Origin of the sequence: Nocardiopsis xinjiangensis YIM 90004 (assembly GCF_000341145.1) — a bacterium.
Classification (GTDB): Bacteria; Actinomycetota; Actinomycetes; order Streptosporangiales; family Streptosporangiaceae; genus Nocardiopsis; species Nocardiopsis xinjiangensis.
Genome location: NZ_ANBE01000056.1, coordinates 34,288 through 46,572, shown reverse-complemented (window position 1 = coordinate 46,572; position 12,285 = coordinate 34,288). Strand labels below are relative to the sequence as shown.

Sequence of the window (12,285 nt, the reverse complement as noted above, 5' to 3'; positions counted from 1 at the left end):
GGCTCCCACTCCCCCAACCCAGGCACGACCACCGAACCGTAATCGTTGCGCACCACATAGGGCCGTTCGACGCCGACCGGGTTCTCGGGCCGGGGGAACTCGGCCGTGGTGGTCTCCGGAGTCGTCATGGTGTCTCCCCCATCGTGTGGGTGGCCGCGGGCGTGCCCAACGGGGCGGGCTCCCCCTCCAAGAGGGAGCTGGGCCGCCAGCCGGACCACTGTCGTGCGTAGTTGCGTAGGAAGTAGGACATGTCTTCGGACCAGGTGTGGCCGCTGCCGGTACGGCGCAGCACGTACCCCAGACCATGGGTGCGGTGGATACGGCCACCGCCACGGACCACGGCCAGCAGGAGTTGGGTGTCGATGGCGCGCGGCAGTGGGCGGAACCCTCCGGTCTCCTCCAGTACCACCCGGTCGACGAGGATCGTGCCGCCGGCGATGAAACGGGTGGCGGTCTCCGACTCGCGACTGCGCCACACCGTCAGGTCGACCTCCTGGAGGAAGACGAAGTCCTGCCCGGTGCCCACGAGTTCGGCCCCCGAATAACGGCGGGCGAGCAGCAGGTCGGAGAGGTGGTCGGGCCCGTACCAGTCGTCGTCGTCCCATTTGGCGATCAGGGTGCCGCCGGCCCGGGCCACGGCGTCGTTGAGCACGGCGCCGAAGACCTGGGCCCCGTCGGCCTCGTGGACGGTCAGCGGTATCCCGGTGGCGTCGAACCGGCCCAGGGCGGAGGCCACCTCGGTGCGGTCGGCGCCGAACCCGTGCAGGGCCAGTACGACCTCGACGTCGACGCCGCGTTGGCGGGCGATCTGGGCGAGGGCGAAGCCCACCATCTCGGGCCTGCGGGTGCACAGGACCACGGATACGGTCGGTTCGGGCGGTGTCGGGATCCCGGCGCGGCGCGCCAGGGCCCTCCACCGGGAACGCGTGCCGTGCAGTTCCAAGGCGGCCCGGCGCAGGCGCACGCTGTGTTCCTCGCGGCGCAGACGGTCGCCGAGGACGTGCTCGTCGGCGTCGGTGAGCAGGGCGGTCAGCCGGCTGCCGAGCCCGGCAGCCCATGTAGGCACGGGGCCGCTGAGCAGGGGTACACCCCCGGCCGCCAGAGAGGCCACGGCCCGGACGGCGGCGGTGGGACCGGTGTGCCCGGACCAGTCCACCCGCACCCCGCGCAGGTGGCGCAGGCGGGTGAGGTCGACGTCGGTGACGGTGCCGTCGGCGGCGACGGTGACCAGGACCTTGCGGCCCTGGCGGACCACCGCGCGGCCGCCGTGCACGGTCAGGTCGCCCAGGGCCCCCTTCTCGGCCTTGGTGAACCCGGTGGGGTTGACGGTGAGCTCGTCGATCGGCGCGACGGTGTGCACGAGGCCGTCCGCGTCGGCCGCCGAGCGGGTGCGCACCTGGGCGCGGGCGCGTGTGGGGGCGTGCGGGCCCACCAGCCCGTCCCAGGAGTCGGCGTCGGTGGGTTCGGCCCCCAGGGCGGGCACGTTCGGGTCGGTCCAGTCGGCACGGGGTTCCCGGCCCACCCGCAGGGCGAGGTCGGCCCTGGGTGTGACCCGCCGCAGAGGGACCGGCCCGGGCTCCTCGACCCCTTGCGCACCGGTGTCGCCGGGACGCCACAGCGCGCCCTCGGTGCCGTGGAGGGCGGCCAGTGGGGTGAGGGCCGCGCCGCGCCTGCGGCCGCGCATGCCGTGCAGGACGGTGTCGAGGACCTGGTCGGGTTCGGTCGCGCGGGGGAAGAAGAGTTCGCACACCCAGCCGTCGCGGTCCACGCGCCGTACCCGCATCTCGTACAGGTCGCGCCACTGCCCCAGCCCGGGCGCGGAGGGCAGGGGCGGTTCCTGGTGCCCGGGTGCGGCCAGGATCGCGACCAGGACGTGGGCGGCCCTGGGCAGGTGGACCGACGTGGTCAGGGTGCGGTGCAGGTCGGTGGGGGTGGCCGCGACGACTGCCACCAGCCCGGCCTCCGGGTCGTGGCCCTCGGCGGCGGGCTTGCCCATGGGATGGGTGTCGAGGTCGACGATCCGGTCGCCGCGGCGGGTCCGGAGCCGGGCCAGAGGGGTGCGGGCGCCCTCACCTGTGTGGCCCAGCACCGCCGGTTCGTCGCCTCGGGCGCGCAGGGCGCCTCGCAGGACTGTGCTGATCATCTGCTGCTCTCGTGGGGTCGGCGGTGGCGGGTGACCGGTTCAGGCCCCTTTGCGGGAGAAGACGTGGGCACCCTTCTCCGCGGGCTCCTCCGTGCGCCGCAGTTCGGGGTACTCCTCGAGCCAGCGCTCGCCCAGGGCCCGTTCGTCCTTGCGGTCGGTGTCGTCCAGGACGATGACGGCGTCGTCGGCCAGGTTGGGCCAGAAGGCGGGCAGGGCCTGGTAGCGGGCCTGGCGGCCGGTCGCCTCCGGGGGTCCGTCCACGAGCAGGAGCCCGATACCCTCCAGGTCGCTGAGGGCGGAGGTGTCGTACCAGCGGTCGGCGGTGGTGAACTCCTCGCCGTCCGGGTCGGTCAGGGTCGTCGGCTCGATCTCGACCAGCGGCGCCAGGCGTACCTCGACGACGTCGTCCAGCCCGTGTTCGGCGACCATGGCGCGGGTCTGTTCGGCGTAGTGGACCTCGTGCTCGATCGCCACGACCCGACCGCGGCCCTGCCGGCGCAGCGCGTAACCCATCCAGACACTGGAGGCACCGCTGCCGCACTCGACGACGAGTCCGGGCTGCAGGCGGTCGATGTGGCGCACGACCAGGCGCATGAGGTCGGGCGAGGCCGCCCACCCTCGCAGCGACGGCATGAACGCGGACGTGTCCAGGTGTTCGCGCAGCTCGGTCCAGGCCACGTGTTGCTCGTAGTTGTCCCGGCCCTGGGCGAGCATGTCCCGCCGGATCTGGCGACGTTGCCGGGGCAGGACCTGCTCCTCGAGGCGCCCGACGGTGACGCGGACCTCGCTGAGGTCCTCGGTGGCTTCGGCGATCTCCAGGCGCTCGGCCGCGACCGTCTCGGTGACGACACGGGTGTGCGTACGCACCTCCGCGGACAGGGCATGGACGGCGCGGCGGACGAGCAGCAACCCCGCGGCCAGACCGCACACCGCCCCGCCCAGGAGCACGAAGCCGCTCAGGATCAGCGCCTGTGGCCAGGGCAGGAGGCCGAAGGCGGCCAGCGTCGGGGGGATCAGGACCGCGATCGCACCCACCGACGCCGCGGTGAGGAGGAGCGGGAGAAGACGACGGCGCAGGGAGCGCATGAGTAGTGACCTCCACATGTTTTTCGGTCCGATGTTAACGACCCCGACAATGCGTCGAGGGCGCAAATAGGCCTTTCCCGGAAGAAAAGCCATGGAATTCGCTCTGCGTTCACCTTCCCCTCGCTTCTTCCTTTGCCCGGATCGACCGAGAATTCTCCGTGCCAGGGCGGTCCCCTGTTCGAGGACCCCCTCCACGGCGGGACCGACCACGGACGCGCGTGTTCCGGAAAACGTGGCGGCCGTGTGCGAGCGGCCCAGAACCGTTTCCGACGTGAGTTCGGCAGGAATGCGTCGGCAGCGGTGAGAACGGCCGCCAGGACGTCGACCGCCGCAGACCCGGCCGAACCAGGGGTGCTGGACGAGCGCGGAGGGCACAGCGATCGCGCGCAACCCCTCGACCTCGGACGGCACCCGCCCCCGGAGCCGCGATGCCCGGCGGGCGCACCCGGGGCGGCGACCGAACGAAGCCCAGGAGACACGGACATGGACACCTCTCCGCGTGGGTCGACGGGGGCAGAAACGCCCAACACACTAAGTCGACACGCATTCACCTTCAGTGATAAGGGTGTTCCGGGAGGTTCCCCGTGTTCGGGACAGGCTTCACCAACCGGTGGCCTCCAACACGGCCTCCTCCATCATCGGCACGAGCGTGCGCGCATAGGTGGCCGTCATGTGCGAGTGGTCCCAGAACACGAGCACGTTGCCGACCACCGCGTCGCAGCGCCCGTCGGGGCACACGTACTCGGTCAGGTCGAAGGTGGTCACGTTCCCGGGCAGGTCGCGGCTCTCGGCGGGGTCGCTGCCGGCGTGGCTGTAGGCGGCCGGGGACGTGCAGTCCGCAAGGGAGCCGCTTTCGACGCACTCGGCACCCTGGTAGTCGCGGCGCGGCAGGTCACGGACCCCTACGACCTCGGTGCCGAGAGCGCCCAGTTCCTCCCAGCGCTCCACGAACCCGTCCGGCAGGCGCTCCCCGCTGGGGTTGGCGGTGGTGGAGGAGGTCAGGACCGCGTCGGGACGCAGGTCAGCGAGAACCTCCATGGCCTCGGCGTTCCATTCCTCGCACTCGGTGAAGACCTCGCCCTCCCGCATCGGGGTGTCGGTACTGAACTGGCAGCCGCTCTTGGTGAAGGAGACCAGCCGCCACCCGTGCTCCTCGGCGACCTCCTGCACGGTCGGATACCAGTGGGCCACCCGGGAGGCCCCCACCATCGCCAAGGTGTGCTCGGCGTCCGTGCCCCCCTCGTCGCAGACCACCACCTCGCTCTCCTCCAGGTTGACGTGGCACCCCTGGTCGTGGTGGTCGGACAGGTCGTCCTCGGCCACGATCGGGTCGGGAAGCACGGCTACCTCCTCCTCGGCCGGCACACCGTTCCGGGCCGGCGCCGCGTTCTGGGCCGGGACCGCCTCGGCGCCGGCGATGCTGAGCGCGCCGGGGTGGTTCGTGACCTGGGTGGCGAGCTCGGTCCGCTCCTGCTGTTCACGCACGATCTGGCCCGACCACACCAGGGAGGCGGCCATGAGCGGGACCAGGAAGGAGGCGGCAAGGGCCAGGGAACGGCCCGGGGTGCGGCGCTCCCGCACCAGACGGGTGAGACCGCCGTCCACGACCCGGTGCGAGAGCCAGGCCAGCACGAAGGAGAGGGCCACGACCGCAGCACCGCCGTGGAGACCGGCGACCGTGCGTTCGGTGGCGTGCAGGTAGATCACCAGGACCGGCCAGTGCCACAGGTAGAGCCCGTAGGAGATCCCGCCCGACCATGTCAGCGGGCGCCAGGTCAGCAACCGGTCGGCGGCCAGGCGGTGGCCGGTCGCACCCGCCACGATCACCAGCACCGCGGCGCCGGTGGGCCACAGGGCGATCCAGCCCGGGAACATCGTCGAGACCGGCGCCAGCGCCCCGCACAGCACCAGCGCGACCAGACCGAGCCAGCCCAGGAGGAGACGCAGCCGGACGGGCAGGTCCAGTCGGTGCACCACCAGAGCCAGGGCCGCGCCCAGGGCCGGTTCCCACAGGCGGGCCCCGGTGTCGAAGTAGGCCCAGGCCTGGTCGGAGCCGGTGATCCACACCGAGTAGGCCAGGGACACCGCGAACACCACGGTCACGGCCGTCAGGGCGGCGCGCCGCACGCTCGTTCCCAGGCGGGCGGCGACCAGCGCGGCCAGGGCCAGCAGCAAAGGCCAGAGCAGATAGAACTGGCCCTGGATCGACAGCGACCAGAAATGCTGGACCGGGCTCAACGCCTCCTCCCGCGCCAGGTAGTCCACAGCCTTCTGCGCCAGCACCCAGTTCTCGTGGTACAGCGCGGCCGCGCGCACCTCCTCCAGCACACCCGACCAGCGAGAGGACGGCAGGAACAAGTACGTGGCCCCCAGGATCCCCGCGAGTGCCACCGCCGCGGCCGGGACCAGCCGCCGGGCCAGGCGCGACCAGAACGCGGCGAAGGAGATCCGCCCGTCCCGCTCCAGCGCCCGCAACAACGACCCGGTGATGAGGAACCCCGTGATCAGCAAGAAGACGTCCACACCGCCGGAGACCCGGCCGAACCAGACGTGGTAGACGATCACGAGCAGAACAGCGACCGCACGCAGCCCCTCGACCTCGGGACGGTGATGCGATCCGGTTTTCGGTGCAGCGGACATGGGTGGGGGTGGCCTCACAGGGTGGGGAGATGACATCTACGGAGCGCTGACGCACGGCTTCACCGATGCATCGTGCCCTGTAACGATGTTGCGGTGGTGAACCGGTGGAGAACGTGCAGCCAACGTCGGTGTTCACGCCCGGGACCGCTCCGTAGTCGCCCAGAACCCGGATTATTCCCGGACTCGGGTGTCGACGGCCTGAGCTCGGGTCCCGGCCCGCTCGGCTGATAGCTTGCTCAGTAGCGATCCCATCGCTGGTGAACGAATCGCGTCATTGGAAAGGTGCGTCAGAGATGTCTGCGCCGTACGAGCTTCCTGAGCTGCCCTACGACTACGCTTCCCTGGAGCCCTGGATCTCCGGGCAGATCATGGAACTGCACCACGACAAGCACCACGCCACGTACGTGGCCGGTGCCAACACCGCTCTCGAGAAGATGGCGGAGGCGCGCGAGTCCGGCGACTTCGGGACCGTGCCGATGCTCGAGAAGAACCTCGCGTTCAACCTGGGTGGTCACGTCAACCACTCGATCTTCTGGAAGAACCTCTCCCCCGAGGGCGGCGACAAGCCCGAGGGCGAGCTGGGTGCGGCCATCGACGACCAGTTCGGGTCCTTCGACGCCTTCCGCTCGCACTTCAACGCCGCCGCCACCACCATTCAGGGTTCCGGCTGGGCCATCCTGGCCTGGGACGCCCTGGGCAAGCGTTTGGTCATCGAGCAGCTCTACGACCAGCAGAGCAACGCTGCCCTCAGCAGCCAGCCGCTGCTGATGCTGGACATGTGGGAGCACGCCTTCTACCTCCAGTACAAGAACGTGAAGGCCGACTACGTCAAGGCCTTCTGGAACGTCGTCAACTGGGCCGACGTCCAGCAGCGTTTCGCCGACGCCCGCAAGGTCGAGATCGCCTAGAGATCCCGCGGCCCGGACCCTGGGGCCCATCCCGGTCGGACCCGGGTAGTACGGCGGAGGGCGGCACCCGCACGGCGGGCGCCGCCCTCCCGCATGTCCGGGCAGGCCCGTTCACCTGCCCGCAGCCGACCGGTGACCCTGTGTCGCGGAACGAGGTTCCGGCGGGATTTTTGTGGTTTTCAACGGTGTCCCCGGCGATGTCCGACCGGCAGAGTCGAAGTGCCTCCCTGGCAGATGGGGGGCGGGAGGGTCCCAGCGGGATTGGCCGCCGCTGGGGCCCCGCCCCCGCCGGACCGCGAACGAAGGACACCGCGTGGAAGAGAGCGAACTACGGCCCCGCGAGGGTGAGGGGAACGACGATCCCTTCCGTTACCGGCGCCCCTGGACCCTCAGGGCCAATCGCCGCCCTGGTACCGGCACCTGGCGGCCCTGCGACCGCGGTCTTCTCGGCCCGATCGGACCGAACCGCCGCGGGTAGTCTGGTCCGAGACCATCAGCCGTCCAGGACCGGGAGACGAGAGCGGCCGTGTCAACGCGTGGTGACGACCCCTCGGACTTCGACGAGCCCGAACCCGGCCCCGGGGAACACAGCCGGGACGAGCAACCGACCGACGGCACGGGCGGGGAACAGACGCCCGGGGCCGCCGATGGCGAGCAGGTCTCCGGGAGCAACGGCGCAACAGCGGCTCCCCACACCTCCCGGAAACGGCCGCGCACCCGCCGCGCACGTATCGCCCTGTATTCCGCGGCGGCCCTGATCCTGATCCTGGTGGTCACGGTGGCTGTCCCCGCCACCCGCGACAGCATGACCGATTTCTGGTGCGAGGTCACCGGAGGCGTGTGCCCCGGCGACCCGCCTCCCCTCACCGAGGAAGAGCAACAGGAGGAGCTGGACTGGCGCGTGCGCGTGGACCCCGAGGAAGCCGCGCTGTGGGGCAACTACGTGGCGCTGGGCGACTCCTACTCCTCCGGTGACGGCGCCGGCGACTACGACCCCTCGACCGCCGAACCGGGCGGGTGCTGGCGCTCGGAGAACGCCTACCCGCGGCTCATCTCCGAGGAGTACGAGTTCTCCGGCACGCTCGCCTTCTTCGCGTGCTCCTCGCACAAGGGCGAGGACATGCTCAGCCAGCTCGGCACACCCGAGTCGCAGATCGAACGGGTCACCGACCACACCTCTCTGGTCACGGTCGGCATCGGCGGCAACGACCTCGGTTTCATCCCCGTGCTGCGCACCTGCATGGTGCGGATGCCGATCCTGGACAACACCGCGTGCGTGGACCAGGAGGAGGAGATCTCCGAACGGATGGAGCAGTTCGAGGGGACCCTCACCCAGGTCCTGGAGGAGATCCACGAGCGCGCACCCGACGCACGCATCCTGGTGTTGGGGTACCCGCGCCTGTTCCCCGAGGACCCCACGGGCATGTACTACACGCTGAGCGTGAGCGACCAGGAGTGGCTGAACACGGTCGCGCAGCGGTTCAACGAGGCGATCCGCGACACCGTCTACCGTGTGGACGGCGACGTCTACGGTGAACGCGACGTCGGCAGCACCGAGTACGTCAACGTGTTCAGCTCGTTGAACGGGTACGAGGTCAGCGCGGACGAGGCCTGGCTCAACGGCATCGTCCTGGGCGAGCTCGGCGAGGGGCTGGAGGTGGACCGCGCGAGCTTCCACCCCACCGCCGAGGGACAGATGTCGATGGCCGAACGTGTGCGGAGACAGATCGAGGAGGGGCCCGAGCGCGCCCTCTACGTGACGCGCGAGACCGTGGAGCGGGTGGACCAGGAGCTGTTGAGGTCCGAGCTCGGCGGCCCTCTGGACCCGGTGGAGCCCGGTGAGGAGTCCGTCGACGAGGTCGTCCCCGAGGAGGCCGGTACCTCCTGACCCTGCTGGGTACGCGCGGCACGGCGTGCAGGCCGTGCCGCGCGTACCAGCGGTGGGGCGTGCGGGGCCGGAGCGGTCAGCGGCGCAGGCCCGTGAGGACCTCCTCGAAACGGTCCAGGCCCCAGTTGAGGTCCTCCTCCGAGATCACCAGCGGTGGCGACATCCGGATCGTGGAGCCGTGGGTGTCCTTGACCAGCACCCCGTGCTCGGCCAGGCGCCGGCACAGTTCCTTTCCGTCCGCGAGGTCGGGATCGACGTCGACGCCGGCCCACAGGCCGATGCTGCGCGCGGAGACGACACCGTTGCCGACGAGCCCCTTCAGGCGCCGCTTGAGCACCTCGCCCAGACGCTGGGCGTTGTCGAGGTAGGGCCCCTCGGTGAGCATGCGCACGACCGTGCTTCCCACGGCACCCGCGAGCGGGTTCCCGCCGAAGGTGCTGCCGTGCTGACCGGGCCTGATCACTCCGAGCACGTCCTCGTCGGCCACCATCGCCGAGACCGGGAGAATACCGCCGCCCAGGGCCTTGCCGAACAGGTAGGCGTCGGGGACCACGTCGAAGTGCTCGCAGGCCCGGATCGTGCCGGTGCGCCCGAGGCCGGACTGCACTTCGTCGGCGATGAACAGAACCCGGTTGGCGTCACAGATCTCGCGCACCCGCGGCAGGTAGTCCGGGGGCGGGACGACGACACCGGCCTCGCCCTGCACCGGTTCGATGAGTACGGCGGCTGTGGTGTGGTCGATCGCCGCCTCGAGCGCGGCGGCGTCCCCGTAGGGCACGGACCGGAACCCGGGGGTGTAGGGACCGAAGCCGGTACGGGCCTCGGGGTCGGAGGAGAAGGAGACGACCGTGGTGGTGCGGCCGTGGAAGTTGTCGCCGGCCACGACGATGGTGGCCTGGTCCGCGGGCACACCCTTGACCTCGTAGGCCCACTTGCGGGCGACCTTGACACCGGTCTCGACCGCCTCGGCCCCGGTGTTCATCGGCAGGACCTTCTGTTTGCCCGCCATGTCGGCCAGGGCGTTCGCCCACGGGGCGAACCGGTCGTTGTGGAAGGCCCGGCTGGTCAGGGTCACACGGTCGAGCTGGCGGTGGGCGGCCGCGAGCAGGTCCGGGTTGTGGTGGCCGAAGTTCATCGCGGAATAACCGGCCAGGCAGTCCAGGTACCGGCGTCCTTCCACGTCGGTCACCCAGGCACCGCGGCCTTCGGCGACGACCACGGGAAGGGGGGCGTAGTTGTGGGCGGACCGCTCCTCCGCGAGGGCGATGTGGTCCGAGCTGGAGAGTGACGGTGCGCCGGGGTCACCGGCGGGGTCGTTCTGTCCCAGATTCTGGGTCGTGCTCATCGAGTAGCTCCGATCACCATTGATCGATGTCTCGCACTTGATACCCACCGTCGGGCGAGGTGGCGCCCTCCGGCAGAAGGTCTCCAAAAGTTGAGCAGATGAGCCTGTGAGCCCACAAGGGGTGGTGGGACTCACACGATCGCCGCGTGGGCCGAAACACCCGCGGCACAGGCCCGCCACGCCTCCGAGCAGGATCGACCCGCCTGCCCTGCTCACGCTGTGACCTGAACTCCCGGTGCTGGTGACGCGCACCATCCTCCCGCCGGGTATCGGCCCCATCCCCGAGGGGTACGGTCCCGGCAGAGTCCCGCGCCGCCACGAGCCCCCACGCCGGGGACGGCGCCCCACCGTTGCCTGGGAGGTCCTGCGTGCCCCCTTCCGCGTACCCGGACGCACCCTTCTCCCTCGCCCGGTTGTTCGAGGCCGTCACCGAAGCCGTACCCGACCGTGTCGCCGTGGTCGCCGGCCCGCGCCGCCTGACCTACCGGGCCCTGAACTCGCGTTCGACCCGTGTGGCCCGCCACTTGGCGGGCGCCGGTGTGCGGCCGGGCGAACACGTGGCGCTGCTCGCGCACAACCGCGCCGAGTGGCTGGAGTCCTTCCTGGGGATCCTGCGCACGGGCGCGGTCCCGGTCAACCTCAACTACCGCTATGTGGCCGGGGAACTGCACCACGTGCTCTCCGACTCCCACGCCGTCGCCCTGGTCGCCGAGGAGTCCCTGGCCGCGACCGTGGCACCCGTACGCGACGGGCTCCCCCGGCTCCGGCACGTGCTGCTCATCGAGGACGGCGGCCCGCACCCCACGTCCCTGGCCGGTATGGACTACGAGACGGCGCTGGCCGCCCAGCACCCCGATGACCCGGCCGAACTCCCGTCCACGAGCGGCTCGGACCACTACCTGCTCTACACCGGCGGTACCACCGGTCACCCCAAGGGTGTGCTGTGGCGCCAGGCCGACATCTTCCGGGCGGCCCTGGAACGCCGTTCCCCCGGTGCGCCGCGTGCCCATGACCTCGACGACGTGGCCGAACGCGCCGCGCGGTGCTTCCCTCAACGGATGCTGGTGCTGGGCCCGCTCATGCACGCGGCCGGCCAGTGGAACGCGTTGAGCATGCTGTTGTGCGGCAAGCGTGTGGTGCTCTCCACCGACCCGGTCTTCGACACCGACCGCCTGGTCGCCCTGGCCCATCGCGAGAGGGTGCACACCCTCCAGTTGGTGGGCGACGCGATGGCCCGTCCGTTCGTGATGCGCCTGCTGGCCGAGCCGGACCGGTGCCCGTCCTTGGCCTCGGTGCGTTCGGGCGGCACCCCGCTGACCCACCCGGTGCGTGCCCTGTGGCGTTCCTGGCGCTCCGACCTGGCCCTGGCCGATTCCTACGGGGGCTCGGAGACCGGTGTGTGCGGGACCGCCGACGCGGGGGTGGCACCCGGCGCCGACCCTTCCGGTGAGACCGAGCGCGGACCGAACTTCGCCATGGGCGGCAGTGTCGCAGTGCTCGACGAGCGGCTCGATCCCCTGCCGGCCGGATCGACGGAGGTGGGGCGCATCGCGCGCACCGGCCACATCCCGTTGGGATACTACGACGACCCGGTCGCCACGGCACGCACGTTCCCGGTGGACCGGCGCGGCCACCGGTGGGCACTGTCGGGCGATTACGCCACCCGTGGTGAGGACGGTTCGGTGGTTCTGCTGGGACGGGGCAGTGTAGTGATCAACACCGCCGGGGAGAAGGTCTTCCCCGAGGAGGTCGAGGCGGCGCTCAAGGCCCATCCGGAGGTGGTGGACGCCATCGTGCTGCCCCTGTCCGACGAGACCCTGGGCCAGCGGGTGAGCGCCGTGGTCGCGGTGGCCCCGGGGGGCCGGGTCGACATCGAGGGGCTGCGTGCGCACTGCCGCGGGCGCCTGGCCGGTTACAAGGTTCCGCGCAGTGTGCGGTTCGTGGACCAGGTGCGGCGCACGGCGGCCGGCAAGCAGGACTACCGGTGGGCGTCCTCGGTGGCCAGGCGGGGCACGGACGCCGGAGAGACGGTCTCCGCTCCTCCGGTGTGGTGATCGGCCACCCGGCCTGCCCTTTCGGCCACAAGGTCACCTTCAGAACACACAACCGAAACCCGCCCTCGGGTCAGGGTTCGGCACGCCCGAGCACCATTAGACTGGCCTGGTCCGCACTCGTCGGCCGCCTCCCCCGTCTGCCGGCCCGGGCACGCCACGATTTCCGCGGCTGCGTGGTTCCCATCCCTGTACTCAGGTCGGCCACCTCCCGCGCGGACCGC

The 12,285-nt window shown here is 70.9% G+C and carries 7 protein-coding genes; 3 read left to right on the top strand and 4 right to left on the bottom strand.

Annotated features, from left to right (window positions below; genetic code table 11):
* Positions 1-124: 124 nt before the first annotated feature.
* The 3 genes from D473_RS0122490 to D473_RS0122480 all read right to left on the bottom strand — a co-directional run bounded on the left by D473_RS0122490 (position 125) and on the right by D473_RS0122480 (position 5,869).
* Positions 125-2,143, bottom strand: coding sequence for a glycosyltransferase (locus D473_RS0122490; RefSeq protein ID WP_017611297.1), 2,019 nt, complete (start codon positions 2,141-2,143; stop codon positions 125-127).
* A gap of 39 nt (positions 2,144-2,182) precedes the next feature.
* Positions 2,183-3,229, bottom strand: coding sequence for a class I SAM-dependent methyltransferase (locus D473_RS0122485; RefSeq protein WP_017611296.1), 1,047 nt, complete (start codon positions 3,227-3,229; stop codon positions 2,183-2,185).
* 600 nt (positions 3,230-3,829) lie between these two features.
* Positions 3,830-5,869, bottom strand: coding sequence for an acyltransferase family protein (locus tag D473_RS0122480; RefSeq protein ID WP_017611295.1), 2,040 nt, complete (start codon positions 5,867-5,869; stop codon positions 3,830-3,832).
* 293 nt (positions 5,870-6,162) lie between these two features.
* Between D473_RS0122480 and D473_RS0122475 the strand changes: the two genes are divergently transcribed.
* Both D473_RS0122475 and D473_RS0122470 read left to right on the top strand, forming a co-directional pair.
* Positions 6,163-6,777, top strand: coding sequence for a superoxide dismutase (locus D473_RS0122475; RefSeq protein WP_017611294.1), 615 nt, complete (start codon positions 6,163-6,165; stop codon positions 6,775-6,777).
* 526 nt (positions 6,778-7,303) lie between these two features.
* Positions 7,304-8,665, top strand: a complete 1,362-nt coding sequence (locus D473_RS0122470; RefSeq protein ID WP_017611293.1) for an SGNH/GDSL hydrolase family protein — start codon at positions 7,304-7,306, stop codon at positions 8,663-8,665.
* Between the two features lie 76 nt (positions 8,666-8,741).
* Here the strand turns inward: D473_RS0122470 and rocD are convergent, their stop codons facing one another.
* On the bottom strand, positions 8,742-10,010 hold the full coding sequence (gene rocD / locus D473_RS0122465) for an ornithine--oxo-acid transaminase (protein ID WP_017611292.1): 1,269 nt from the start codon (positions 10,008-10,010) through the stop codon (positions 8,742-8,744).
* 368 nt (positions 10,011-10,378) lie between these two features.
* Between rocD and D473_RS0122460 the strand changes: the two genes are divergently transcribed.
* Entirely contained in the window at positions 10,379-12,064 is a 1,686-nt protein-coding gene (locus D473_RS0122460) for an acyl-CoA synthetase (protein ID WP_017611291.1), read from the top strand.
* Positions 12,065-12,285 lie beyond the last annotated feature (221 nt).